Raw genomic sequence first — 26,411 nt, 5'->3', positions numbered from 1 at the left:
GAAAATAAAATCAATCCAGATTATTATAGTGTTATTGTAATTATAAATATAATTACATTTTATTGAAGGAGGATACGTAGATGAAAAACTCAAAAGGCTCTATTGAATCAGAGATAAGTAAAGCAATTACTCACTGGGAAAAGGACTACCTAGGACGCGGATCTATATCCGTTAAGACAGATATATTACGGGATATGATTATTGTAAATTTACAAGGTATTTTAACGCCAGCTGAATATACTGTTTGCGAAACGAAAGACGGTATGCTAACGATAAAGAAAAATCGTTCGGAGCTAGTTGAATCTGGAATTGAAGATTTGAAAGATATTATTCTAGAATTAACAGGAGAAAAAGTGAAAAGCTTTCATACGGATATAAGCTCCCGTACAGGCGAACGAGTAATGATTTTTAAATTGCTTCATAATCTTGAGGAGAAATTTTAAAAATACCTTAAGGTTAGTGGAAGGATTAAGAAACCTACAAGTTTTGCACTTTATTAACAGGCTAATAATTAAAAACTTGAAATTATTTAGGTATAATAAATCTTAATTCTAATAACTCTTAAAAAACGGATAAAGAAATTGACAAACTGCTTAATATGGTTTATCTTATAATTGTTTTAAAAATTAATGGATGCTCATTTTAACAGTTTGCTATAATTAAGGCTTTAGCATTTTTTTAATATGTAATATTGACTAAATGAAAAAGTTTCTTAATTAAAAGATAGCGTATAACATAAATTGATATATTGATTGCATAATCTAGGAGATCAGAAATATACATTTCTTTTTAATAGGAGTAATACATACATTATTATCCTCTATAAAATGGGAGCTCTTCAAAAAACTTTATTGAAGTTAGTTGAAGGGAAACCGACAATCTCCATAATTCAATGATGATATAAAATCATTGAATTATGGAAGTTGTCGGTTTTTTTTATGGGAAAAAACGATGCACTAAAAAGAGTGAATGGAAATGGAAATTAAAAAACTATCTTACTTAAAAGAAATTTTTATTTTCGTTTGGAAGGGAGTATTATACATGTTAATTTCGCTAAGTTCATCAACACTGTTAACATTATTTTTTATGGCACTTAGTGCTTCTTGGCTAAGTGGATTATTGTTTTTAAATGCAAGGATACCTTTACGTTTTGTTCATATCCATATTGGTATCGCCGCTTTGCCTTCATTGGTTTCTTTACTCGCACTTGTTAATAACAATGGAGATAGAGTTGTGGGGCCTTGGCATCTAGATACTTTAGCTTGGTTAATGGCTTTCTTTGTTCTTACAATTGGTTTAATCATTCAGCGTTTTTCTGTACGTTACTTAATGGGAGATCGCTCATATCGAAAATACTTTGCACTTTTTACATTTACTACAAGTGTATCTTCGGTTGCATGGTTAAGTGACGATCTTCGCTTAATGATCATTTGTTGGGGAGCAACGCTTATAGGATTGGTTCTACTCATAGGGCTAAATAAAGGGTGGAAAGTAGTTAGTGAAGCAACAAAAATCTCTGGTTATTTATTTACATTAAGTTGGATTGCCTTGCTATCAGCTATAATCTGGCTTTTTCAAATAACAGGACAGTGGCAGTTAACATCAGTTTTAATGAATGAAAATGTAGCACAATATGGAACATTGGAAAGAACAGCAATCAATTTATTAATTATATTAGCTGTGATGATTCCAGCAGCACAATGGCCTTTTCAAAGATGGTTAATTGAATCTGCTGTTGCTCCAACTCCTGTTTCAGCTATTATGCATGCGGGTTTAGTAAATGCTGGTGGTATCATGTTAACTAGATTTTCGCCTCTTTTTCATGATGATATTGCACAAATCATTTTACTTATTTTCTCTAGTATTTCTGTCTTAATCGGAACAGGAATTAGTTTAGTCCAAGTTGATTATAAACGTCAGCTAGTAGGTTCAACTATTGCACAAATGGGATTTATGCTTATTCAATGTGCATTAGGCGCTTATTTAGCGGCTATTATTCATTTAATTTTACATGGTTTGTTTAAAGCTACACTGTTTTTACAAGCTGGTTCTTCAGTAGAACGTTTTGGGGTAGTGAAGCAGTCTAATGAAAAGATGTCCAATTTATGGATTATAGTCGGGCGTGTTTTAGGATTATTTATAGCAATTACTTTCTGGTTTATCACCTCTGGAGAGGGGTATCAACTAGTTAGTGCTTTAATCTTAGGCTGGTCACTATACTTTTCATGGAAACAGCTTGTTGTTTTTGGAGAGGGAAGAATGGGACGAATTGCTGGCTTAATTGTTTTGATTGGATTTTCTCTCATTTACTTTACTGTTCATAATTCTCTTTATAAATGGTTGCATACTGATATTTATCAAAGTGTTCAACCTTCAGTTCCAGCCGTTATCTTTGTTATATGTATTTTACTATTTAGTAGTGCTATTAGTACTTTCGTTACTCGTAATCAATCTTCTACTTTATTCGCTGTACTTTATCTTTGGTTAGTTCGAGTAGGTGAGGCGAGAAGAAAGTCAGTAGAAAGTCACCCAAGCTATCTGAAACATTATGTATCAAAGGGAGGTAATTCGTGATGAGCATACCGTCAATATTAAAGAAAGATACAAACATTGATATGCAAGAAAATAATATAAATGATTTAGTTGCATCTGCTAGCCGAGTGATTGCACCACTTTGGCCTATCTCTACGTTTGCAGCTCACCACCCTTGGATGGGACTTGAAAAGCAATCATTTGAACAAGTCGCAAATTGGTTAAAAGAAGCTCGTAATGTGGATATTTATCCTAGTGCCTCCATGATTCATTTGGCAAAAGCGAAAGGTGAGATTGAGGAATCATTTTTACAAATGAGTTTGTCTCGTTGGCTGGATTCACAATCTTTTAATATTCCGCGAGAGAAAGCAGAGCGATTTTGCCAAGTAGCTTTAAAGTTAGAAAAATTACCTTCTAGTCTATTATCATCGCCAGAATTAAATAAATTGGCAGAAGAAATGAGTTATATAAATACAGCAAGTATGAAAGCCTCTGTTATGCAGCCAATAAGTTCGCTTATAGAGAATCAAAATAGTGAAAACCTATCTGATATTCTTAATTATCATATCATTAAATGGTGTAAATTATATCTTGATGACTCCGGATCAAGTTGGACGATGCCAAATCGAGAGAAAGGTTTTTATCGTGCATGGCAACACCTTATTAAATTTGATCCAGCGCTCAGTAAAAATGAGCGTAAAGTTTTAAAAGATTGGCCACAAGATGCCCAAGTAGCTTTAGCGAGAGCATTATCTGAAATAGGAATTTCTGAATCTAACATACAAGCTTACCTTGAAGGGCACTTACTTTCTTTGCCTGGGTGGGCAGGAATGATACGATGGCGCTCACAACAATCAATTCAGGAACAGGAACTCCTAATAGAATATTTAGCAGTTCGAATTTCTATGGAGCTGGCTATTGCAAAAACTTATTTACCTTTAAAAAATCAAAAGGTTGAGAAAAAAGTTGCGATCGTCCCGCTTATAGCTTCTTGGATCTATTGGGGAGATATTTCAATAGAGGAATGGTTACAAATGCCTGCAGCTGAACAAAGCGAATTATTAGCATTTGCTTATCGTTTTGATGAAAATATTTGCAGGAAACTTTGGTTGGAAGCCTGGGAACAGACGCATGCAGAGCAATTAAGGGAGAAGATTGGTTCTAAACAGCGTGTAACTAATGATAAAAAGCATGTATTAGCTCAATTAGCATTTTGTATTGATGTACGTTCAGAACCGTTTCGTCGCCACTTAGAAAAACTAGGTCCGTTTGAAACGTTTGGAATAGCTGGTTTCTTTGGGTTACCAATTGCGACTAGTGAACTAGGTAGTAATGACAGCCATCCTTCTTTGCCAGTTATACTGAAACCGAAGCATCAAATAAAAGAGCTCACAGATGAAAATGAATTTAAATCTTATGAGCAACGTAAGAGGGTAGGCAGTTCGGTGCGTTATACATTTAAAACGATGAAACAGAACGTACTGACGAGTATGGCGCTACCTGAGTTAAGTGGTCCTTTATTTGGTCTACAAATGGTGACAAGAAGCTTTGTCCCAAGAGGAGTTGGTGGTTTAATTCGTAACCTTCGTAAAACTATGTTACAAAAACCTGATACAACATTCTCGCTTAATCATGTTTATGACACAAAAGGCGGGATACCTATCGGTTTTACGAAAGAAGAAAAAGTGAATTATGTGCTTCAAGCTTTAAAAATGGTGGGACTGACAGAAAAATTTGCTCCTTTAGTTGTAATGTGTGGACATAGTAGTCAAAGTACGAATAATCCTTATGCTGCAGCACTTGAATGTGGTGCTTGTGGCGGAGCAGCAGGAGGATTCAATGCAAGAGTTTTTGCTACTTTATGTAATCTTCCAGAAGTGAGAGAAGCGTTGTTTGCTGAAGGTATTAAAATTCCTGAGGATACCATTTTTGCAGCAGCTGAACATAAAACAACAGTGGACGAATTGGAATGGATTTACGTCCCAGAACTTTCGGAAGCTGCGCAAGAAGCATTTGATTGTATCGAGTCGATTATGCCAAATGTGAGCCAACATGCAAATAGAGAGCGTTTAACGCAATTACCAAATTTTAAAACGAAAATAAAAAATGCGAGTAAAGAGGCACATCGATTTGCAGAAGATTGGAGTGAAATACGTCCAGAATGGGGATTAGCTCGTAATGCATCTTTTATTATCGGGCAACGAGAATTAACTCAGGATTGTGACTTAGAAGGTAGGGCGTTCCTCCATAATTATGATTGGAAACAGGATGAAAGTGGCGATATATTAGCTAACATTATTGCAGGACCAGGAACAGTAGCTCAGTGGATAAATTTACAATATTACGCTTCAACTGTAGCGCCTCATTATTATGGTAGTGGAAACAAAACAACCCAAACTGTAACGGCAGGTCTCGGTGTTATGCAAGGAAATGCAAGTGACCTGTTGCCAGGCTTACCTTGGCAATCGGTTATGCAGTCAGATAGTGAGACGTATCATTCACCACTTCGTTTACTAATTGTAATTCAAGCGCCTATTGAATATATAGAGCGTTTGCTAAATAATGATTTCACATTTCGAGAAAAAGTTAAAAATGGATGGGTTAGACTTACAAGTGTTGATCCAGAGGGACGTTGGAAAAACTGGTAACAACTATGTAATGAATAATCAACTATTGTTACTAGCTTAAAAGTTTCATAAATACAATAATGAAGAAGGAGTGCTTCATATGAATTCAAAGAATAAAAAAGTTTTATTGTTAACAGACATTGAACACGGAATAGAGCCTACTATCCAACAAGTAACTAACAGTCAACAAGAAAACATGTTGACTATACACAGCTACGATTCTGTAATTGTACATCCTTATGGAGATATAATGAGATCTATTATTATTGCTATTTATCAAGAAAATGTTGAAGAAATTTTTGTTGTAGGAATAGAGGATAAAGAAACTTCTCCAGTTAATCTACAAATTCAACGTGATTTCATAAAAAATAACAGGGAACTAGACTATCTCTTTGAAAATTGCATGCCTGAATTTTCAAGTGGTAGCCTCGATGAATGGCTAAGTGGAAAAGAAAATGTTAGTGAAAATATTGAGAAGAGTATAGATATGATTTGTCATCATCCACTAGTACCGTCTGATGTTAAAGTTCATGGTTTCAAGATTGATAGAATAGGGGAAAAAGAAACGGTTGTTAAAATTCCTACTAATAAAATAGTTGAAAAAGTTAACTAATTTATTAAAGACAAATAAATTCTTATGTATAAATTGCTGTTGTATAATAAATTTTATTATGTTTTAAGAATCAGAAGAGGTAGCCATGCAAAATAAAATTATCGTTATGTTTCAAAAAGATTTTCGTTTATATGATAACCCAGCGCTATTTGAGGCTGTTCAGTCTGGTGAGGTTCTTCCAGTATATGTACAAGATGAAGCTTTTTCAATGGGGGAGGCGTCAAAGTGGTGGTTGCACCATGCTGTAATAGATGTAAAGAAGCAACTTGAGGCATTGGGCTCTACTTTAATAATTCGTAAAGGACGTACGGAGGAAGCAATACTTTCTCTCATAGAAAAATTAGATATAACGGCTGTATATTGGAATATTTGCTATGATCCGGACAGGTTAAAATCTAATCAAAAAATGAAAATGATGTTAGAAGATAAAGGTATTATTTGTAAGGAATTTAATTCGCATTTATTATTAGAATCGTGGATTATAAAAAAGAAGGATAACACTGAATATAAGGTGTTTACGCCTTTTTATAATGCATTTCAAAAGCAGGTAATACCTAAGCCTGTTAGTAAAGTGCAGAGTATAAAATGGGGAAGCTCTTTGCCAGCAAGCTTATCTGTTTCAGAATTACACTTGCTACCAACGATACCGTGGACATCTCATATTGAATCAATGTGGGAGCCTACAGAGGAAGGGGCATACAAAACATTCAAGAAATTTTTCTCTAGCAAATTAGCCTCTTATAGTGAAGGAAGGGATTTTCCAAATCAAAATGCTCATTCGATGTTGGCGCCATATCTTTCATTTGGCCAAATATCAGTGAAGTTAATGTATCATTACTTAATAAATAAAAGTACCGAAAGACAATGTAGTCTTTTTGAAAAACAAGTGAATAGCTTTATACGCCAATTAATTTGGCGAGAGTTTTCTTATTATTTGCTATATCACTATCCGTTTGCAGTATATAAACCTCTTAATAAGAACTTTGAACATTTTCCGTGGAATAAGGAAGAGGAGTTATTAAGAGTATGGCAAAAAGGTGAAACTGGTTATCCGTTTATTGATGCGGGAATGCGGGAGCTTTGGCAAACAGGTTTTATGCATAATCGGACAAGAATGGCTGTAGCCTCTTTTCTTGTAAAACATTTATTAATTCCGTGGCAGGAAGGAGCAAAATGGTTTATGGATACACTACTAGATGCGGATATTGCAAATAATACAATGGGATGGCAATGGGTTGCTGGAAGTGGAGCAGATGCATCACCGTATTTTCGTATTTTTAATCCTATCACACAAGGAGAAAAGTTTGATAAAAATGGAGAGTATATAAGAAAATGGGTACCAGAATTAAGAGATATACCGAATAAGTATATACATAAACCTTGGGAAGCACCTGAGCATATTTTACAAAAGGCCAATATTAAGCTTGGTAATGCATATCCTTTGCCAGTCGTTGATCATAAGGCAGCACGAGAGAGAGCACTGTGTGCATATAAAAGTATGAAAGAGTTCGTATAAAATAGATTAAACGATATGTATTTGAAATTTAAATATTAGAAATTTATCCATTACAAGGACATACTAATCATATAAAGTTTCTAAAACCTTCTATTGAAAAAGGAGAATGTTTATGAAAAAATCTAGTATCATAGTATTTTTACTAACATATGGTTTGTTTTATGTTTCTAGTATTTTATTTCCTATTGATCGTATTTGGTACGATGCACTAGAAAAGCCGTCTTGGACACCTACTGGTATGACAATCGGAATGATTTGGGCTGTATTATATGGACTTATTGCATTATCAGTTGCAATTATTTACAACAAATATGGATTAAAGCCAAAAACATTTTGGTTTGTATTCCTTTTAAATTATATGTGCAATCAAGCGTTCAGCTACTTTCAATTCAGTCAAAAAAATTTGTTTTTAGCAACAGTAGACTGTTTACTAGTCGCTATTATTACGTTACTTCTCATAGCGTTTTCTTCCAATTTATCTAAAGTATCGACATGGTTGCTAATTCCGTATTTTTTATGGTCTGCATTTGCTACATATTTATCTTGGACAATTTATAGTATAAATTAAAGACGTAAATGAAAACTTGAGCATAATAAAAATGCTCGAGTTTTTATGTTTATTAATGGTAATCTAAAATATAGAATATATACATCTTAGGGAGGTCATACATATGAAGAAATGGATAAAAATTGTTCTGTACTCTTTACTCGGTATTTTACTTATAGGGAGTATTACTTTTTTTACTTGGTCCCAGTTTACTTACAAACCAACGAAAGAGGCTTTGTCGTTAGTGGATGATAAAAAAGATGAAGATAATATAGTTTTTGGAGCGAAAGATGCTAAAGTAGGGGTTATTTTTTATCAAGGTGCTAAAGTAGAAGCTGAGGCTTATAGTTACTTAGGGGAAGCTCTTGCAAAAGATGGGCATTTTGTAGTAATGCCTAAGTTACCATTAAACTTAGCGATACTTGGAATTAATGCGGTAGATAGTGTAATTGAAGAGTATCCTGGGGTTCAAAAATGGTACGTTGCTGGACATTCAATGGGCGGAGCTATGATTTCTAAGTATGCCTTTCAGAATGAAGACAAGGTAGACGGGATCATTTTCTTAGGCTCTTATCCTGCAGAAGATTTCTCTACAAAATCGATTCCAATGTTATCTATTTATGGAGAAGTAGATGCTTTAGCAACTGTAGAAAAAATAGAGAACAATAAAAAGGTCATGTCAAAGAATACAACTATGCACATGATAAAAGGGGGCAATCATGCTCATTTTGGCATGTATGGTGAGCAAAAAGGTGATAATGCGAGCTTAATTACGTCAAAAGCACAACGAGATGAAACAGTTAAAGTAATTGAAGAATGGTTATTGAAACAATGATAACGAACTTAATAAATCTACCGAAAGAATTCTCCAAACGGTAGATGGGAGCGATAATAAAGAGCCAACTCGTACGAATTGGCTCTTTTATTTATTTGCTATCTCCAATTGTCCCCTTATTTTCTCCGGAATGTCCTTTTCAGAAATAACGTCGTAAGAATAGATATACTTTCCTTTTACATGAATTTTTAAGTAAGTCTTTCTTATAAAATCATTAGGGGTGTTCGTTCCTATTTTATATTCTTTCTCATTGCTTAATTCATCAACACTTTTTAGTGAGTAAATAGCCCGGCCTTTATAATGATAATCTGGAACACCATACCCCTGCGCAACGGCATATACATTTTTTTCTTCAGCAATCGGATTAAATCTGTCTAAATCTCCACGTAATATGAAAGGTAGTAAGTATATAGGGAGGCCTATTCCTAGTATGCAAATTACAAATTTCTTCATGATCGTTTCTCCTTTTGTCTATTTACATTTTTGAGTATAGAAAAAAGTTCTTATGAATATAGAGGGAAATTCTTTAAGTTTTTCTTAATAAAGTTTAACTATGTGAAAAAAACTAATTTGAGCATTAAGTTTACGAAATGAATAGCCAAATAACCTGTTTTCTTTATTTTTTGATGGTAGGTTATTAGGTTTTATATTGGTATGAGTGAATTAAGAAATAAGTGAGATTTAGGAAATAGAATGAATTTATCTTACAGTAATAAGAGAATTACCTGAATAAATGATAGTGAGAACAATTAAAGAAAGCATCTAGTGGGGTGCTTTTTTCTTTTGAAACAGAGAATCTCATGGGTCGGTTACATGTAATTTCGTGCTGTGCTTCTAGGTCATTGGAAAATCCAACAATAAAAAAAGAGGGGGAAGGCGTTTTTTATTGAAGTTTGTTAATGATAGATTTTTAACTTGAGAGGGGGATCGTAAAATAGATTATTAATCTCTTTGGTAATTTTTATTTTTCTTATAGTTGGCATATTGTATTAGAAATTTTAAATTTTGAAGGGAGAATCAATAAGTATGGGTAAGAAAAGAAGAATAAGTAATAAGTTATTACTTATCAGTGCAATTTTTACAATAGCAATTCCCTCAGTCTCATATGCGGAGGAAGTAATTTCACCTGAAAATTTTAAGAGTTCTTCAAATTTGTATAAGGCACGGAATACGGAAATTTTGAAAACAAATTTATATCCTAATACATATAATAATCCGTTTAACCACCAATTTATTTCAAAATTAAAGGAAGTAAACACAAATATAAAAAAAATAGACAATAGTGATGATGAAAATCCTATTATATCTACTACTCTTTCATTTATTCGCCATATGAATAGTGAAGATTATAAATCTGCATTTGATTTAACCTCAAGGTCATTACAGAAAATAATATCCGAAGAATGGTTGAAGAGCTATTGGGAGGGACTGCCAGTTCAATTACAAGCAGGTTCTTTTATAGAAATTGGAGAGGTTACACAAAAAGAGACAAATCCTGTTCATACAAATGTGGAGATTCAATTAGTTTTTGAAAAAATGACTGTACCTTTACTAATTAAACTAGATCCATCTGGAAAAATAGACGATTTTCAACTAAGCATGTCGTTTAGTCCTGTTGCTGAGCGTCCATCATATAGTAAGCCTGAATCATTTGTTGATAAAGAAGTAGTAGTTGGAAGTGGTGCATTTCCATTACCAGGAACATTGTCGGTTCCAAAAGGAAATGGTCCTTTTCCAGCGGTTATTCTTGTTCAAGGATCAGGAGCAACTGATCAGGATGAAACAGCGTTTGCTTTAAAACCATTTCGCGATCTAGCTGAAGGTCTTGCATCGAAGGGAATTGCTGTCCTTCGCTATAATAAACGAACGTATGAACATGGGTTGAAAACACAATTCAGTCCCTTCTATACAGTTGATAAAGAGACAACAGATGATGCTCTTCTTGTAACTCAATTTCTTAAAAATGAGCCTCTAATAAATAAGAATCAAATATATATTCTTGGTCATAGTCAAGGTGGAATGATGCTTCCGAAAATGATTGAAAAAGACCAAAATCAAAATATTGCTGGGGCAATTGTAATGGGTGGGCCAGCTCGTACGATTCAAGACGTTGTTTTAGATCAATTTGAGTATCTTTTTTCTATTGGAGCAATGAACCAGGAGCAATATAAATTCTACAAATCGCAATTTGAATTATTAAATGATCCAAATTTCTCTGGTCAGAATCCTCCAAAAGATTTTTACTTAGGATCAGCAGTATTTTGGGATTCTATTCGGAAAATTAAAGCAGCAGAAATGTCAAAAGAACAAAAGACACCACTTCTTATTATTCAAGGAGAAAGAGACTATCAAGTTCAATCAAAAATCGAAATTCCTCTTTGGAAAGAACAATTAAAAGAACGAAATAACGTTGATTATCGACTATATCCAAAGTTAAATCATTTCTTTACAGAGGGCGATGGGGAAATAAGTAAGCCGGATGAATATTATAGTCCTGCTAATATACCTGAGTATGTTATAAATGATATTGTTGCTTGGGTGCAAGGCAGATCGCAATTAAATTAGCAACCATATGTTTTAATAAAGACTTTCTTTCTGTAATCAAAATAGAAATATTTTTATTAGGTTATATGTTTTTTTAGCACTCTTTGAAAAGGAGTGCTTTTTTATTTTTCTATGATTTCTATAAAACAATGGGCTTGCCTTCCAAACAAATCGTTATTTGTAGCACTTTTATCAAAGCAAACTTCTCGTGACATCGCTGTGATATTCAAAAACATTTATAACTTATTTTATGAAATTTTTCGAAAATTTAGGTTTAACATCTTTAAAATAGGTGTATTACATATTACATAACAACTAAATAAAAAAATAAAAAATCTAAAGGAGGAAAAATACAATGCATAAGAATGAAAGAAAACCGGTGGTTCATGAATATGAAAATGAACAGGAAGTAGTTATGAAAGTAAAAGAGCTAGAATTGCAAGGGATTCACCAAGATGACATTTATGTCTTAACACATGAAAAACATCTAACAAAAAAGATTGCGGATGATACAAACACAAATACGATTGGAGTAAAAGAACAAGGATTGGGAACAAGTATTATCAACTTTTTCTCCAAAAAAGGGGACGAACTTCGAAATCAAATGGAAGAAATGGGGTTGTCGAAGGAGGAAGCTAACTTATATGAAGAAAAACTAGATCAAGGGAGGATTTTACTCCTAGTAACAGCTGAAGTACCAATGGCGAGTGATAGGCAGTCGCAAACCTATCATTCTCTCTAATAGATTGCAATAGGTAAGGTAATTATTTTAAGTTGTAGCGTTGAAGAAAATAAAAGTAGAGAAGGGTGAGAAAAATGAAACATACAATATTTAAATATGCTGTGATTGGGATTACGACCGGAGTCATGGTCTCCCTATTAAAAAAAGAAAATCGGAAAGCTATACAAACAAAAGGAAAAAGCGTAAAAGAAAAACTACAAGAAGGAAACATAAAGGAAACATTGGAGAAGGTAACTGAGACAAGTAAACAATTCTCTGCCACTGCAGCTAATGTTGCAAAACAAACATTACCACAATTGCTTACAGCCACACCAGTTGTCATTTCTACCATTAAAGACTTAACAGAAAACGAAAATAACAAAAAGAAAAAAGATGAAAAGGATTACGAAATAAATGAAAATAGTAAGAACCTAGACGGAGAAAAAACGAAAAATGAAAAGAAATATGTGAAAGAAGGGAAAGAAGAGAGTGCCTAGATTTAATTCTTAAAAGAGAAAGTGAGGAAAAAAGTATGAAATCTCTGTATGCAATTGATGTAGGAATTGGCTTTACCAAGCGGGCATATCGACAGGATATAGATTCTGAGATGACGATTAAGAGTGAAGCTTCCACACTAGCCCCTGTACCTAATCATACTGACAGTGAAGATTTAACAAAGGTAAGTTTTATAGACTTAGACTTTGCATACTACATGGGAAATGAAGCACATCAATCTGACGCTTCATTGCTACCTCCATTTGATGAAGAAATAGAAAATTATTATGAAAGCGAACGTTTTAAACAACAAATATTTGGTTGCATTGCAAAGGATTATAAAGAAAATGTCGTGTTACCTTTAGTTGTTACCGGGCTTCCAGTCACTTGTTTTGGTAGTCAGCACGAGCAATTACAACATGCACTAAAAAAAGAAACTTCCGTGCAAATTGATGGGAAATTTATTAATATTAAGGTGAAAAATGCTTTGATTCTTCAGCAACCAGTCGCTTTACATGCCTATTTCTTAAAAGAGGGAATTATTCAGGAACAAGATCGCATCTTAATTATTGATGGTGGATTTCGTACATTAGAAATGGCAGATATGAAACAGAATCTCATTTTAAATCATTATGAAACGGAACTAGGATGTAGCAAGCCTTTGAAAAATATTAAGAATATCCTGCAGAATCATGCGGGTGAAAGTAATCAATTGCATATTAACGACATGCCAAACATATTAGAAAAAGGATATGAATGTCGAGAAGAAAATCATGAGACAAGTCAGGTTCATACTTTGATTCAAAAAGAGTTGGATGCACACTTCCAAGACGTCATGCGTGTATTACAAGAACAATTTAAGTTAGAACAGTATGATACTATTATTTGGACAGGAGGAATAGTAGATCTCCACAAAAAACGAATTGAAAAAATGCAAGGTGAAATTTCTTCTTTCCGTATGGTAGACGCTTCGAAAGAGGCTGCACTTCATGGATACTACATTATTGGGAGTCAAGTATTTGACGACATCACCAATCAATCTGCATATGAATCCAAATTATAATAACGACTGAAATAGAGTTCGTTGAATAGACGTGCCAAATTATGTAGCTTCTTTTCCACATATAATAAATTCTTTATAAGAAAAGATAAAAAGTGCTTGTATAGAGGAAATGTTTAAAATTGAGAATAAAAATAACTAATATATAGGGGGTCTTCCTTGTAACAGAAGAAGACCTCCTATGCCATTTATTTTGTAATTTAGATGATCTAAAAATTTTTCCTCCAAGACATGAATACCTACATACAAATTTCATATTACGGATATTATTCGATCAAACATAAAACTATTCAGAAAGGAAGAATAATATGGAATGCATAAAAATGCCGAAATGGAATTGGTATCATGTGAAAACTAGTGAGCTTGAAAAACTTTCTTCTATAATCCCTCGTGATGTAACATCTTATTTCTCTCAATTTGTAAAGAAAATAAGTTCTCCTTGTGAAAATGGATTATATGTTTATACGTTATCACCAAGTCAAACTTGTGTATATGGTTCGTTTTTATATGATCAAGATAAAAACGATGCCAAAATTCAAAAATTTCTTCATTATTTCGTAGCTCATGGAATACTGATAACAGTCCAGGAAAAAGAGGAAGAGGATTTTCAAGAATTAATACATAATTTCCCTCTGGGTATAAAAAATTGTAATAGTTCCGCTGAAGGAGTATGTGCTATCTTATCAATATTTATATCTCACTATTTACGAAAGGTTGACTATTTTGAAAACAATTTCAGAAATGTATTATGGGATTTTTATCATCATAATAACATAGCAGTTTTAGAAAGAATTTATCATATTCGTCATGAATTATTTATGAACACACATGTGTTTCGCTTGATACAGGAAGTGTTACAAGGCTTGGAGGAAGCTTGGTTAGAAAACCTAACAAACACCCTTTGTTATAAACAAACACACGTAAAATTAGAGCGTGGATTACAACTTGTTAAAGAGTACCAAGAAGAATTAGACACGATGATTCATTTACAAGAAGTTGTTTCTTCTCATCGTGGGAATGAAATTATGAAAGCTCTTACTGTATTAACTGCTGTGAGTACGCCTTTGACAGCCTTAGGAGCATTGTGGGGGATGAATTTTAAATACATGCCTGAACTAGAATGGAAATATAGCTATTTAATCGCTCTCTTATTTATTATTTTCACAACAGGGGGGATGTATATGTATATGCGATTCAAAGGATGGACAGGTGATTTATTACGAGTAAAGAAAAAGAAATCTTTTTTTAAATCTAATTAATCCTGTTTATAAAAAATATGATAGATATATAGTTAATAATGTTTATTAATTGGGGTAGTGCCATATCCCTATCAAGTTAAAGTTTTGATGTCCCCCGCAATGATAAAAATTGTGAATATTTATATGAAAGATTAGAGCTCTCCTTCTTGTAGGAGGGCTCTAATCTTTGTTTAAAAACTATAGCATATACATGGGCAGACTCAATATGTGAACTTTGTCCGGATTCAATTTAGAATATAAAAAAGGAGAACTTGCGTTAGAATACAAGCTCTCTTTAAAAGAAATAACGTAATTGAGATACTTATATATTAACAATTTTTTTCTTCTAATTCCATATGTCTTATGTTGAGAAATAAATGATAAGGGGCTTAATAAAACTAAAATGAATTATTGACATAATATTTCGACGATAATATAATAAATCTCGAATTCAAGATAACTTGTAAAGGATTGGTAATTATGAGTGTGATTAATGATGAGAGCTTATCTTTAAAGTTATTTGTTACATTATCAAGGGCAGCACAGGCAATTACTAAGCGTATTGAAGAGGATATAAAAAGTTATGGACTTAATCCAACTGAATTTGCAGTGCTTGAGCTACTATATAGTAAAGGCGATTAGCCTATACAAAAAATTGGAGGGAAAATATTACTTGCAAGTAGTAGTATCACGTATGTAGTGGATAAGTTGGAAAAGAAGAGGTTCTTAATACGAAAACCATGTCCAAAAGACCGCCGTGTCACGTATGCGTCAATTACTTCAGATGGTATTCAGTTAATGGATAGTATTTTTCCTCAGCATAAAGAGGCGATTCGGCATATATTTGGTGGTTTGGACTATATTGAGAAAAAAATGATAATCGAAAAGTTGAAAAAATTAGGGTATTATGCACTAGAATTATAAATTTTTAGAAATATATCTCGAATTAGTAATGTCCTAATTAAATATAAGTTAAATGAATAGGAGGAAAAATTAATAAATGGTAGTAAATTTATTATAATACAAAATGAATAAAACATGTAATTTCCAGTGGTATAGTAGAAAAGATGGTTGTTATGTTAACGTATACATATCGTCCTTTAAATTATAAATCTTTCATAAAGCGGAGAGTGGGTATCAAGAATGGAATTACGTCATTTAGAGTATTTTATTCAAGTTTGTAATAATAATAGTTTTACTAAAGCTGCGGAAGTTCTAGGTATTTCACAGCCGACTTTAAGTCAACAAATCCGTGTGTTAGAAGGTGAACTTGATACACCTTTGTTTCATCGAGTTGGAAGAGGTATCAAAATGACAGAAGCGGGTAAGCTGCTATTTGATAAAGGAAAATTTATCATGCAACAATTTGATGACGTTTATAATGAAATTTTTGAATTAAAGGGTGTAAAAAGAGGTGTGATTACTATAGGAGGTTTATTAGAGGATCTCACTTATTTAACACCTAATATTATGAAGTTTCAACAACATTATCCCAACATCGTAGTAAAGATTATAGAATCCGAAGTTGCTGTAAATCAAATCGTTGACAAAAATATTGATTTCGGGATTACACGTAGTGCTCAAATTCCAGACACATTAACAAACACCCTTTTGTATAGTGAAGAGCTCGTCCTTGTCATTCCAAAAAATCATCCTTTGAATGAAAAATCATTTGTTTCTTTTCGAGAATTAGTAGGGCTGAGTAGAATAATGGTTTCATGTAGTTGTCGTGAATCTATTAAGATATATTGTGAGAGTTTAGGGTTATCTTTATCTGAAGCAAATATAGAAACAAAATCTTCTATTTCTCTATTGAGCCTTGTATACAATGGACATGGGGTTGCCATAATACCTCTTTCACTGGTTAACTTTGTTAATAATGATACTTTGAGCATAGTTCGTATTACTGATCCAACACCAAGCCAAGATATTAATCTTATTCACTTTGATGATAAATTTTTAAGTTTTGCAGCACGTATCTTTATGCAGAAGTTAAATGATTCGCAAAAAGTATCAGTGTAATAGAAATAATAATGATTCTAGTGTAACAATTGAAAAATTAAGATCTATATTAAAGTCAAAGGGCAGTGGATTTATATGTGTGGTGTAGTCGATCAAGAGGGGGATACCATTGACTTTTAATTAAGGAAAAAAGGACAGACTTTGCAAGGAGAGAAGGCTATCAAAAACAAGTTAAGTTAATCAATCAATCAATCAATTCTTCGGTCTTATCGCATAGTAACAGATTCCATGTAGGGATATACAATGCTATTTCGAATCTACATACCCTTATTGCAGAAAGAAAACCACCGGCATTATACCGGTGGTTTTGACTTAGAAAGCAAAGCAAGTACAACCGATACCCCATGTAGTTCCATCTTTTCCTATTACGGTATGAGTGTGTTGATGGAGAGGGTTACTGCAACTATGTAACTTGTTATCATGGGAATCGTGGGAAAGTATAGTGTTGGCTAGGTTAGCACCACCATAACCATAAACGCCCGTCGGTGACCAATCAGGTGATGCTGGCGGTAATTCAGGTGATAAATTTTTAAATTCATCATTTCCATAAACAACCTGTCCACCCATAATGGTGAGTAATGATTCAAGGTTTTTGATTTCTTCTTCTGGCACAGTAAAGTAGTCAGCAGACAATACAGCAATATCAGCAAACTGACCTACTGCCAGGGTTCCCTTTTTACCTTCATCATCAGAGAACCACGCACTTCCTTTTGAATATAATTCCAGGGCTACTTTTCTATCCAGTTTATTTTTTTCATCGTATATGGAAAGCCCACCAATGGTTTTTCCGGCAACCATCCAGTAAAGGGCAACCCAAGGGTTATAGCTGGAAACCCTGGTTGCATCACTACCGGCGCCAACAGGTATACCAAGGTCTAACATACGATAAATCGGAGGAGTACGCTTTGCAGCTTCCTTTCCGTATAAATCAACAAAGTATTCACCTTGAAAAGCCATGCGGTCTTGGATGGCAATACCGCCATTTAAAGCCTTAACACGTTCCATACTACGATCTGAGATTGTTTCTGCATGGTCAAACCACCATCGTAGACCATTAAAAGGAATTTCACTGTTAACTTCCTCAAATACATTTAAGAAACGTGTGATTGACTCATCATAAGTTGCATGTAAACGGAAGGGCCAACGGTTTTCCACCAATAGAGAAATTACTTTCTTTAAGTCAGCTTCCATCATCGTAGCTAGTTCAGGCCGTGGCATTTGAAATTTTTCAAAATCGGCTGCTGAGAATACTAACATCTCTCCGGCACCATTCATTTTATACTTATCAGTTCCTTGACCTGGAGAAACAATTTTTGCCCATGAAGCAAAGTCTTCATATTCATGATTTGGATTTTGCGTAAATAGATTATAAGCAATACGCAAAGTTAATTGTTCCTTCTCGGCTAAATGTTCAACAACTTTGTAATCATCAGGATAATTTTGGAATCCACCACCTGCGTCAATAGCACTTGTAATACCTAATCTATTTAATTCGCGCATAAAATGGCGAGTTGAATTAATCTGGTCGTCAAAATTAAGTGCTGGTGCTTTACCCAAACTTGAATAAAGAATAGAAGCGTTAGGATTCGCAATTAAAAGGCCCGTTGGATTACCTCGTTTATCCCGCTCAATTAAGCAGCCTGGAGGGTCTGGTGTATCTTTTGTATATCCCAGTGCATGCAGCCCAGCACGATTTACAAGTGCTCTATCGTAAAGATGTAGCACAAAGACAGGAGTGTCTTCAGAAACGGCATTAATTTCTTCCAAAGTTGGCAACCGTCTCTCTTTAAATTGAAATTCAGACCAACCTCCAACTACCCTTACCCACTGAGGAGCAGGTGTACGCCTTGCCTGTTCTTTGAGCATTTCTAGAGCAATAAAAAGTGATGGCACGCCTTCCCAACGTAATTCCATATTATAATGCAGACCACCACGAATAACGTGTATATGAGAGTCATTCAGGCCTGGAATAGCTCTCTTTCTTTTAAGGTCTATTTTCTTTGTTTTTTCCGTGGCACTATTAAGAAGCTCATCTCCACCTACTGCAGTGACTAAACCATCAGTTATGGCAATAGCAGATACCTCAGGCTGAGAAGGGTCAAGGGTAGTAATTTTTCCGTTATATAAGATCATATCCGGTAAATTCATGTTCACACCTCGTCTACTTTCTATTATTTTGTAACCATGGATGAAATAATTTACCGAAAATCGGCATGACTACCCATGATAGCAAGGACACTATACATACTGAAACAAAAAAGGCCGACATAATAGGATTTATATGTTTTATAATAGGTCCTATCACTTTAGGAACTAACATGCTAAGAGGCCATACACCCAAAAGGGTAACGATAGACATTTTCCATTTTGGCGGTGGAACTGGCGTTTTCGGAGTAACAAACCAATAAGCCAAACTACTTTCAGTTTTGTAACTCGGATTAGTAACTTGAAATTGTTCTGCCGTTTTTAACAAATCCCGGCGAATGTCTGATTCTTGCCAAGCACGTAGATGCTCATACGTATCAAAGCGAAAAATAACAGTATACTCTCTCGATTCGTTATTTGGGACTATTAGATTTACACCTAAATGCCCTGGGAATTTAGTAGCGGCAGCTTCGATTTCATGTCTCCATGTTTCAAACTGTTTTTCTTTACCTTGTTGAATTTCCCATGTAACAATCGTTGTTACTGGATCAGCAGCATCCATCGTGTTCCCTGTATAAGTCTCTTCGACAGCTACTCCTTCTTGTTTCATATTTTCCTGCTTGGAAGCGCGCCGTGCACCATAGTATATGCGTATTCTACTCCTTGACCATAAGCGCCAGTGTGCTCCTTTACAATTTCCATTACAGCATCATAAGTGTCTTTGTGTGCCCAGTCACGTTGGTATTCAAGTAAAACTTGAATTGCTGTCACTGGAATTGCACCAGCTTGTTCTACACGACGCATAGCAGCGTTATGTGCTGTCAGACTAGTACCACCTGAAGCATCATCAACTGCATACACTTCATAGCCAGCTTTAATTGCTTCAAGCACAGGGAATGCAAGGCAAACTTCAGTCCAAAGTGCTGCAAATATTAATTTCTTTCTACCTGTTGCTTTAACTGCTTCAACAAATTTTGGATCTTCCCAAGAGTTCATTGAACTGCGTTCTATAATTTCATGGTTTGGGAATATGTCAAGAATTTGTGGCCAAAAATAACCAGAAAAGCTGCGTGTCTCAACTGTAGTAAGAATAGTAGGTACGTTAAAAGTTTTTGCTGATTTAGCAAGTAGCATAACGTTATTAATCAATGTTTGTCTATCAATACTTGCAACTCCAAAAGTCATTTGAGGTTGAAAATCAATCAAAATTAATGCACTGTTCTCCGGATTTAACAATTCTAAATTACTCATAATAAAACGCTCCTTTTTTAATTGTTTAAAATAGATATTATTGAAAATAATATCTTTTCTGTTAATTTAAAATTATAATCGTAAAAATAAAATTTTTGCTATACCTTTTAAATTAAAAGAGAGTGCTGATTTAATCAGCACTAAATGTATACTATCCATTTTTTTGAAAGTGATTTAAAGCTATTTCTTTGAAATACATTTATCCCGCATTAACGGGCAGTAAGCCCCCCACCTCAAAATTCAGCGGAAGCAAAGAAGTTAGGTGGGGGATCAACTGCCTGTAAAAGCCCGATTGGTTCAACTAATAATCAGTGGGGGATGAACAAAACCCCCACTGATTAAAGTTTCACTTTATGCATTTTGTTTACTAAGATCTCGCTGAGCTCCCCTATAGCTTCCAATTATATTTTGATAGCCTGGAAGATTACTAGCAAGCAAATTGCCAAAACCTTCGACATCGTTGCGCCAATCGCGTTGTAATTCGCAAGCTACGCTAAACCAGTTCATAAGTTGCACGCCACTATGTGCCATACGAGTATTGGCAGCATCTGCAACTTGTTTACTGAAAGTTCCTGAAGCATCAGTAACAGCAAATACTTCATATCCAGCTTTTATAGCGGAAAGTGCCGGGAAAGCAACACAAACGTCCGTAACTACGCCCGCGATGATAAGTTGCTTTTTTCCAGTTTCTTCGATTGCTTTTACAAAATCATCATTATCCCATGCGTTAATTTGTCCAGGTCGAGCTATTTTTGGTGCATGAGGAAAGAGATCAACCAATTCTTGCATTAAAGGTCCGTTAGGCCCGTTTTCAAAACTTGTTGTTAAAATAACTGGTAAATCAAAAAACTTAGCAGTGTGAGCAAGAGCTAAAACATTGTTCTTGAATTCATCAACACCATAGTCACGTACTAGTCCGGACATAAGACCAGTTTGATGATCTACTAAAAGCACGACAGCATCATCTTTGTTAATACGAGAATAGAGATCAGTCATTATGTATTCCTCCTAAAAATTAAGTAATCGAAGAAAGTTTAAATAGTCGAATACTATCATAAGTTTCTTCGTTTATAACTAAGCTGACCAATAATATTGGTTATAGCAGCCTTCACAGAACATGAAGTGCTATACAAATTTATAGTATTTGAAAACTGATTCGTTAATCAATTCTAAATTATCTATAATTTCCATAGGTCGTAACTATAGTTGTTTTCACTATAAAATAGATTGGTTTTACCTATACATCCTATAGATAGAACGATATTGATAGTCACCTATTTTTGTTATTAGAATTGAATAGGAGGAATTTTCAGCAAATACTTCGTGATGAAAAAGGTAGGAGATGGGGACTTGTTCATAAACAGAAAATGAATTCATCGGAACAGTAGAGTTTCATACTTAGAGTTCACAACATAAACGTGCATGAATAGGTTATGAGATTCATCCGGATTATTGAAGACAAGGATACATATTAGAATATTTTTGGGGGGTAGAAGCATGGCTAAAATTACTGTAGGAACCGAAAATCAAGCACCAATTGAGATATATTATGAGGATCATGGCACAGGAAAACCAGTTGTACTCATTCATGGTTGGCCGTTAAGTGGTCGATCTTGGGAATACCAAGTTCCAGCTCTTGTTGAGGCTGGATACAGAGTTATAACATATGATCGTCGAGGATTTGGAAAATCATCTCAGCCGTGGGAAGGGTATGAATATGATACCTTTACTTCTGATTTACATCAACTATTAGAACATTTAGAGCTTCAAAATGTCACACTTGTTGGTTTTTCTATGGGTGGAGGCGAAGTAGCCCGGTATATTAGTACGTATGGAACAGATCGTATTGAAAAGGCTGTTTTTGCTGGGGCAGTTCCTCCATATTTATACAAATCAGAGGATCATCCTGAAGGGGCATTAGATGATGCAACAATTGAAGCATTCAAAAGTGGTGTGATAAATGACCGCCTTGCATTTCTTAATGAATTTACTAAGGGATTTTTCGCGGCTGGTAATCGAACAGATTTAGTTAGTGAGCCATTCCGTTTATATAATTGGGATATTGCAGCCAGTGCATCACCTAAAGGAACACTTGATTGTATTACCGCCTTTAGTAAGACAGATTTTAGAAAAGACTTGGAGAAGTTTAATATACCTACTCTTATTATTCATGGTGATTCAGATGCAACTGTACCATATGAATATAGTGGGAAATTAACACATGAAGCAATTCCTAATTCTAAAGTAGCATTAATAAAGGGTGGTCCACATGGGCTAAATGCAACGCATGCCAAAGAATTTAATGAAGCACTCCTATTATTTTTAAAGGACTGATTACAACTATGTAATTGTTAATTGATAAATTATAAACAAGTTAAAATAAAGCTTTATAAAAGATGCTCTTGGATAAATCCAAGAGCATCTTTTTAAATGCGGAGTAGTGTACCACTGTAATCAATTTAAAGAATCGAAATCTTCGATAACGAACTTTTTATTCATTTTTAAATGGTGATATCGAGATGTTAGGTTGATAAATTTTTATTAGCTTCGAATTGAATATTCTTCTTAACAGCTAACATGTATGGATTAGCTTTTTTTAGGTCTCTTAGGTGGATTCCTATATTACTATCAAGATAATATTTTGAATAATCCTCAAAATAAAGAAATGTTTTGTCAGAAAACAATAAAATCTTATTAATTTTTATAATTAGTTGAATTTTTATAGAAATAATTCTCTTAATATATTAAAATAACATCGTATTATGTCAGATTTTAATTAGGGGAGAGAAATTTTATGTTGAAAAAAATCATTCCAGTTGCTTTAGCTTTAAGTACAGTTACTTTTACTAGTGTATTTGCTATGCCTTCAGCCCAAGCAAGTACAGAACAAAACCGCTACATAGATGTACAAATGCTCGGTATTAACGATTTTCATGGGCAACTAGACACTGTAAAAAAAATTAACAATAAAGATGCAGGGGGAATTGAGTACTTAGGGGCGTATTTACGTGATCGTGAAAAACAAAATCCAAATACATTAAAGGTACATGCTGGCGATGTTGTTGGAGCAAGTACTCCTGTTTCAGCATTATTACAAGACGAACCTACGATTGAATTTCTAAATGATTTGAAATTCGATGTTGGAACGATAGGAAATCATGAATTTGATGAAGGTGTTGAAGAAATGAACCGCCTTATTTATGGTGGATACCATGAGAAAACAGGAAATTTTAAAGGAGCAAAATTCCCATATGTTGCTGCAAATTTCTATAATAAATCCACCGGTCGTTTATTTTTACCACCATTCACTATAAAAAAGGTACAAGGAGTTCCTGTTGGATTTATCGGAGTCGTAACAACGGATGTTCCTAACCTTGTTATGCCTACTATGCTAAAGAATGTAGAAATTACAGATGAAGTTGAAGCTATTAACAAATCCGTAAAGCAATTAAAAAAACTAGGCGTTAAATCTATCGTTGTTCTTGCACATAACGGAGGTATAACAGATGGGAACGGCGTAACAAATGGTGATATCGTCCGATTAGCAAATGAGACTGATCCAGAAGTCGATGTTATTTTTGGTGGCCATAGCCACACCTATGTAAATGGAACTGTTAATAATAAACTTGTCGTACAAGCAAATTCATATGGTATGGCTTTTGCTGATGTTGATGTAAAGATTGATCGTAAGACACAAGATATTGTTGAGAAAAAAGCAGAAATTGTTACAACTTATCATGAAGGCATAGAGCCTGATAAAAAAATAAAGAAGAAGATGGAGAAATATCAAGCAAAAATCGCACCTCTTGTTAATGAAGTTGTAGGTAAGTCTATTGCGCCACTAGATCGCAAACTCAACACGGCCGGTGAATCTACTCTTGGAAATTTAGTTGCTGATGCCCAGCGTACAACAATGCAATCCCAAATTGCACTTATGAATCCTGGTGGTATTCGTAATGACTTAGATGCTGGTGATATTACATGGGGAGAGATATATGGTATTCAACCATTCGGAAATCAATTAATAAAAGTAAATTTAACAGGTCAAGACATTCGTGATATTTTAAATCAACAATGGCAAAAAGACATAACAAGAATGCTTCAAATTTCAGGGATCCAATACACTTGGGATGCGAACAAGCCCAATGGAGAAAAAGTAACAAGTATTCGCTTAACAAATGGAGAAGAAATCATTCCTTCTAAAACTTACAGCGTCGTTGCTAACGCATTTTTAGCTTCAGGTGGAGATGGATTTGTATCTTTTAAAAACGGTAAAGATGCTGAAACAGGACCAACTGATTTTGAAGCATTAGTAGATTATATAAAAAAATCAAAAGAACCAATTCAGTCTGTTATTGATGGAAGAATTCAAAAAATAAATTAGGTTTTTATTAATCTTAAAAACAAATAGATTATCTGTGCACTATACTTTTTCGTGTGCAGGTAATCTATTTTTTTGCGTTTTCGGGCACAGATGCTACTTCAACCCTAGTGTACAAGTGATTTTGAATGTAAGGAATTTGTAAGGGATAGGTAAGGAAAAAGAGATTTTCATTGTGTAGGATAAAAATATAAGGAGGCGTGAAGGGGGGATAAGTACGGCCTATATATATAACAATCAGTAACAAGAGTGTTTTGTGAAAATAATGAGTACAATGATTGCAAATGTATTGTTGCCTTTTTATCATTGGGAGAATGGATAGCTGTGTGGTTCGTATATGACACTGCTATCAACTATCTATACAATTTTAATAGAAGAGAGGAATTTTTTATGAAAACACGCAGTAAAATTACATGTGCAAGTCTAGCACTTTTAATAGGTGGAAGTTCCCTGTTATACATAACACCAACATCAGTTGTAAAAGCAGAATCTACGCAAAATGTATCTAGTTCGTTACAAACAAGTACGCAAAGCGATCGTACTTCCGTTAAGAAAGCAATGCGAGATGAACTGCAACTTGGATACCCGGGAATACTCGCTAAAATTTCTAAGGGGGGTAAAACTTGGAGCTATAGTGCTGGGATAGCGGATTTGAGAACTAAGAAACCAATGAAAGCAGATTTTCGCTTTCGCATTGGCAGTGTGACGAAAACGTTCATTGCAACAGTTCTACTTCAATTATCTGGAGAGAATCGTTTGAATCTAGACGACTCCATTGAAAAATGGTTGCCTGGTGTCATTCAAGGAAACGGATATGATGGTAACCAGATTACGATCCGGCAAATATTGAATCATACAAGTGGTATTGCTGACTATATAAATTCAAAAGACTTTGATATTACGGATATAAAAAAATCGTATACTGCTGAAGAATTTGTAAAGATGGGGATTTCTCTTCCCCCAGACTTTGCTCCAGGGAAGGGGTGGTCTTATTCAAATACAGGATACGTAATACTAGGAATCCTTATTGAAAAAGTAACAGGAAACAGCTATGCGGAAGAGGTTGAAAATCGGATTATTGAACCGCTTGATTTGTCAAATACATTTCTACCTGGTAATTCAAGCGTGATTCCAGGCACCAAGCATGCCCGTGGCTATTTGCAACTAGACGGAGCGAGTGAGCTAAAAGACGTTACTTATATTAACCCAGGTAGCTCGGATGGAGATATGATTTCTACTGTTGACGACTTAAACAAATTCTTCTCTTACTTACTAGGTGGCAAATTACTGAAGGAACAGCAGTTAAAACAAATGCTTACTACAGTTCCTACAAATAGAGAGGGAACCGGATATGGTCTTGGAATACTTGAAATTAAGCTTCCGAACGGTATCTCGGTATGGGGACACAGGGGGGCCGTCCCAGGGTTTTCCACTTTTGCTGGTGGAACACTTGGAGGTAAACATACACTCGCTATCAATTCGAACAGTTTAAACATTAATAACCCGGAATTTTTTAAAAACATTTTACTTGCTGAATTTAGCAAGTAGGAAAAACGGATAAATTTTGTCATTTGCAATTTCCATCGGAATGGATTACCGCTTGAAATGAGTATAGAGGGATTAAGTATCTAGAAACAATCAAGCCAATCATGAAGGATGGCTAAGTAAAAGACTTTGTTTATACATTGGCCAATTTAAAAGAGCAACACATATAATGAGTGATTAGTATGTATATAGTATTGCATTTGTATTGGTATCGTCACTGCATTTTAATAAGGAAATGTAATTTTTTAGCTAAAAAAATTGAGTGCTTTTTAATTCATTAACTTTAGAAATTAAAACTTTTTATTTTGTTAGGTTGATGGACATGTGATACTATCTCAA

21 protein-coding genes and 2 pseudogenes are annotated in these 26,411 nt (G+C 34.4%); 17 read left to right on the top strand and 6 right to left on the bottom strand.

The genetic code is table 11. The features are described from left to right. Positions 1 to 80 precede the first annotated feature (80 nt). The 7 genes from MHI26_RS16015 to MHI26_RS15985 all read left to right on the top strand — a co-directional run bounded on the left by MHI26_RS16015 (position 81) and on the right by MHI26_RS15985 (position 8,670). Positions 81 to 443: a DUF2294 domain-containing protein gene (locus MHI26_RS16015; protein ID WP_000798160.1), complete on the top strand. Its 363-nt coding sequence runs from the start codon at positions 81 to 83 to the stop codon at positions 441 to 443. Positions 444 to 1,041: 598 nt separating this feature from the next. Further along, positions 1,042 to 2,574, top strand: coding sequence for an NADH dehydrogenase subunit 5 (locus tag MHI26_RS16010; protein ID WP_061665944.1), 1,533 nt, complete (start codon positions 1,042 to 1,044; stop codon positions 2,572 to 2,574). Further along, positions 2,574 to 5,180, top strand: a complete 2,607-nt coding sequence (locus tag MHI26_RS16005; protein WP_061665917.1) for a DUF2309 domain-containing protein — start codon at positions 2,574 to 2,576, stop codon at positions 5,178 to 5,180. Before MHI26_RS16010 ends, MHI26_RS16005 begins: the two co-directional genes overlap by 1 nt. Before the next feature lie 79 nt (positions 5,181 to 5,259). Beyond that, positions 5,260 to 5,772, top strand: a complete 513-nt coding sequence (locus MHI26_RS16000; protein ID WP_061665918.1) for a carbonic anhydrase — start codon at positions 5,260 to 5,262, stop codon at positions 5,770 to 5,772. A gap of 85 nt (positions 5,773 to 5,857) precedes the next feature. Further along, entirely contained in the window at positions 5,858 to 7,288 is a 1,431-nt protein-coding gene (locus tag MHI26_RS15995; protein WP_061665919.1) for a cryptochrome/photolyase family protein, read from the top strand. A 112-nt stretch (positions 7,289 to 7,400) separates the two neighbouring features. Further along, the gene (locus MHI26_RS15990) at positions 7,401 to 7,856 is read left to right on the top strand and encodes a TspO/MBR family protein (protein WP_061665920.1); all 456 of its coding nucleotides are present in this window, start codon (positions 7,401 to 7,403) and stop codon (positions 7,854 to 7,856) included. Positions 7,857 to 7,959: 103 nt separating this feature from the next. Beyond that, positions 7,960 to 8,670, top strand: coding sequence for an alpha/beta hydrolase (locus MHI26_RS15985; protein WP_000758848.1), 711 nt, complete (start codon positions 7,960 to 7,962; stop codon positions 8,668 to 8,670). 87 nt (positions 8,671 to 8,757) lie between these two features. Here MHI26_RS15985 and MHI26_RS15980 read toward each other — a convergent pair whose 3' ends face one another. After that, the gene (locus MHI26_RS15980; protein WP_061665921.1) at positions 8,758 to 9,123 is read right to left on the bottom strand and encodes a YxeA family protein; all 366 of its coding nucleotides are present in this window, start codon (positions 9,121 to 9,123) and stop codon (positions 8,758 to 8,760) included. A 573-nt stretch (positions 9,124 to 9,696) separates the two neighbouring features. Here MHI26_RS15980 and MHI26_RS15975 point away from each other — a divergent pair. Further along, positions 9,697 to 11,235: an alpha/beta hydrolase gene (locus MHI26_RS15975; RefSeq protein WP_061665922.1), complete on the top strand. Its 1,539-nt coding sequence runs from the start codon at positions 9,697 to 9,699 to the stop codon at positions 11,233 to 11,235. 116 nt (positions 11,236 to 11,351) lie between these two features. Here the strand turns inward: MHI26_RS15975 and MHI26_RS31600 are convergent. Next, positions 11,352 to 11,450 (bottom strand): annotated as a pseudogene (locus MHI26_RS31600) (acyl dehydratase); the annotation flags it as partial. A 119-nt stretch (positions 11,451 to 11,569) separates the two neighbouring features. On the opposite strand from MHI26_RS31600, the gene MHI26_RS15970 reads away from it, so the two are divergent. The 6 genes and pseudogenes from MHI26_RS15970 to MHI26_RS15945 all read left to right on the top strand — a co-directional run bounded on the left by MHI26_RS15970 (position 11,570) and on the right by MHI26_RS15945 (position 16,750). Next, positions 11,570 to 11,956, top strand: coding sequence for a general stress protein (locus MHI26_RS15970; protein ID WP_000549427.1), 387 nt, complete (start codon positions 11,570 to 11,572; stop codon positions 11,954 to 11,956). A 74-nt stretch (positions 11,957 to 12,030) separates the two neighbouring features. Beyond that, entirely contained in the window at positions 12,031 to 12,432 is a 402-nt protein-coding gene (locus MHI26_RS15965) for a hypothetical protein (protein ID WP_061665923.1), read from the top strand. A gap of 35 nt (positions 12,433 to 12,467) precedes the next feature. Next, positions 12,468 to 13,493: a ParM/StbA family protein gene (locus tag MHI26_RS15960; RefSeq protein WP_000839435.1), complete on the top strand. Its 1,026-nt coding sequence runs from the start codon at positions 12,468 to 12,470 to the stop codon at positions 13,491 to 13,493. Between the two features lie 305 nt (positions 13,494 to 13,798). Then, on the top strand, positions 13,799 to 14,749 hold the full coding sequence (locus tag MHI26_RS15955; RefSeq protein WP_061665924.1) for a magnesium transporter CorA family protein: 951 nt from the start codon (positions 13,799 to 13,801) through the stop codon (positions 14,747 to 14,749). Between the two features lie 459 nt (positions 14,750 to 15,208). After that, positions 15,209 to 15,652, top strand: a pseudogene (locus MHI26_RS15950) (MarR family winged helix-turn-helix transcriptional regulator). 219 nt (positions 15,653 to 15,871) lie between these two features. After that, a complete protein-coding gene (locus MHI26_RS15945) occupies positions 15,872 to 16,750 on the top strand; it encodes a LysR family transcriptional regulator (RefSeq protein ID WP_061665925.1) in 879 nt (292 codons plus the stop codon). 312 nt (positions 16,751 to 17,062) lie between these two features. Here MHI26_RS15945 and MHI26_RS15940 read toward each other — a convergent pair whose 3' ends face one another. The 4 genes from MHI26_RS15940 to ycaC all read right to left on the bottom strand — a co-directional run bounded on the left by MHI26_RS15940 (position 17,063) and on the right by ycaC (position 21,142). Continuing rightward, positions 17,063 to 18,898 (bottom strand): amidohydrolase, encoded by a 1,836-nt coding sequence (locus MHI26_RS15940; protein ID WP_001052849.1) that lies wholly within the window; start codon positions 18,896 to 18,898, stop codon positions 17,063 to 17,065. 13 nt (positions 18,899 to 18,911) lie between these two features. Further along, positions 18,912 to 19,505, bottom strand: coding sequence for an antibiotic biosynthesis monooxygenase (locus tag MHI26_RS15935; protein WP_000806849.1), 594 nt, complete (start codon positions 19,503 to 19,505; stop codon positions 18,912 to 18,914). Next, on the bottom strand, positions 19,502 to 20,146 hold the full coding sequence (locus tag MHI26_RS15930; RefSeq protein WP_000067162.1) for a hydrolase: 645 nt from the start codon (positions 20,144 to 20,146) through the stop codon (positions 19,502 to 19,504). Before MHI26_RS15930 ends, MHI26_RS15935 begins: the two co-directional genes overlap by 4 nt. A 351-nt stretch (positions 20,147 to 20,497) precedes the next feature. Further along, entirely contained in the window at positions 20,498 to 21,142 is a 645-nt protein-coding gene (ycaC, locus tag MHI26_RS15925) for an isochorismate family cysteine hydrolase YcaC (protein ID WP_000131214.1), read from the bottom strand. Positions 21,143 to 21,643: 501 nt separating this feature from the next. Between ycaC and MHI26_RS15920 the strand changes: the two genes are divergently transcribed. The 3 genes from MHI26_RS15920 to MHI26_RS15910 all read left to right on the top strand — a co-directional run bounded on the left by MHI26_RS15920 (position 21,644) and on the right by MHI26_RS15910 (position 26,075). Continuing rightward, positions 21,644 to 22,480: a bromoperoxidase gene (locus MHI26_RS15920; protein WP_001074312.1), complete on the top strand. Its 837-nt coding sequence runs from the start codon at positions 21,644 to 21,646 to the stop codon at positions 22,478 to 22,480. Positions 22,481 to 22,940: 460 nt separating this feature from the next. Next, positions 22,941 to 24,530 carry a bifunctional metallophosphatase/5'-nucleotidase gene (locus tag MHI26_RS15915; protein WP_000913787.1) on the top strand — a complete coding sequence of 530 codons (1,590 nt, stop codon included), beginning with the start codon at positions 22,941 to 22,943 and terminating at the stop codon, positions 24,528 to 24,530. A 387-nt stretch (positions 24,531 to 24,917) separates the two neighbouring features. Next, positions 24,918 to 26,075 (top strand): serine hydrolase domain-containing protein, encoded by a 1,158-nt coding sequence (locus tag MHI26_RS15910; protein WP_061665926.1) that lies wholly within the window; start codon positions 24,918 to 24,920, stop codon positions 26,073 to 26,075. Positions 26,076 to 26,411: the final 336 nt, after the last annotated feature.

This window comes from Bacillus sp. FSL K6-1218 (assembly GCF_038006445.1).
Classification (GTDB): Bacteria; Bacillota; Bacilli; order Bacillales; family Bacillaceae_G; genus Bacillus_A; species Bacillus_A thuringiensis_S.
The sequence above is the reverse complement of the archived record's forward strand: the minus strand, read 5'-3'. Positions and strand labels throughout refer to the sequence as shown.

Coding starts and splice junctions, on each gene's coding strand:
- MHI26_RS16015 (WP_000798160.1), top strand. CDS start 81: ATGAAAAACTCAAAAGGCTCTATTGAATCAGAGATAAGTAAAGCAATT.
- MHI26_RS16010 (WP_061665944.1), top strand. CDS start 1,042: ATGTTAATTTCGCTAAGTTCATCAACACTGTTAACATTATTTTTTATG.
- MHI26_RS16005 (WP_061665917.1), top strand. CDS start 2,574: ATGAGCATACCGTCAATATTAAAGAAAGATACAAACATTGATATGCAA.
- MHI26_RS16000 (WP_061665918.1), top strand. CDS start 5,260: ATGAATTCAAAGAATAAAAAAGTTTTATTGTTAACAGACATTGAACAC.
- MHI26_RS15995 (WP_061665919.1), top strand. CDS start 5,858: ATGCAAAATAAAATTATCGTTATGTTTCAAAAAGATTTTCGTTTATAT.
- MHI26_RS15990 (WP_061665920.1), top strand. CDS start 7,401: ATGAAAAAATCTAGTATCATAGTATTTTTACTAACATATGGTTTGTTT.
- MHI26_RS15985 (WP_000758848.1), top strand. CDS start 7,960: ATGAAGAAATGGATAAAAATTGTTCTGTACTCTTTACTCGGTATTTTA.
- MHI26_RS15980 (WP_061665921.1), bottom strand. CDS start 9,123: ATGAAGAAATTTGTAATTTGCATACTAGGAATAGGCCTCCCTATATAC.
- MHI26_RS15975 (WP_061665922.1), top strand. CDS start 9,697: ATGGGTAAGAAAAGAAGAATAAGTAATAAGTTATTACTTATCAGTGCA.
- MHI26_RS15970 (WP_000549427.1), top strand. CDS start 11,570: ATGCATAAGAATGAAAGAAAACCGGTGGTTCATGAATATGAAAATGAA.
- MHI26_RS15965 (WP_061665923.1), top strand. CDS start 12,031: ATGAAACATACAATATTTAAATATGCTGTGATTGGGATTACGACCGGA.
- MHI26_RS15960 (WP_000839435.1), top strand. CDS start 12,468: ATGAAATCTCTGTATGCAATTGATGTAGGAATTGGCTTTACCAAGCGG.
- MHI26_RS15955 (WP_061665924.1), top strand. CDS start 13,799: ATGGAATGCATAAAAATGCCGAAATGGAATTGGTATCATGTGAAAACT.
- MHI26_RS15945 (WP_061665925.1), top strand. CDS start 15,872: ATGGAATTACGTCATTTAGAGTATTTTATTCAAGTTTGTAATAATAAT.
- MHI26_RS15940 (WP_001052849.1), bottom strand. CDS start 18,898: ATGAATTTACCGGATATGATCTTATATAACGGAAAAATTACTACCCTT.
- MHI26_RS15935 (WP_000806849.1), bottom strand. CDS start 19,505: ATGAAACAAGAAGGAGTAGCTGTCGAAGAGACTTATACAGGGAACACG.
- MHI26_RS15930 (WP_000067162.1), bottom strand. CDS start 20,146: ATGAGTAATTTAGAATTGTTAAATCCGGAGAACAGTGCATTAATTTTG.
- ycaC (WP_000131214.1), bottom strand. CDS start 21,142: ATGACTGATCTCTATTCTCGTATTAACAAAGATGATGCTGTCGTGCTT.
- MHI26_RS15920 (WP_001074312.1), top strand. CDS start 21,644: ATGGCTAAAATTACTGTAGGAACCGAAAATCAAGCACCAATTGAGATA.
- MHI26_RS15915 (WP_000913787.1), top strand. CDS start 22,941: ATGTTGAAAAAAATCATTCCAGTTGCTTTAGCTTTAAGTACAGTTACT.
- MHI26_RS15910 (WP_061665926.1), top strand. CDS start 24,918: ATGAAAACACGCAGTAAAATTACATGTGCAAGTCTAGCACTTTTAATA.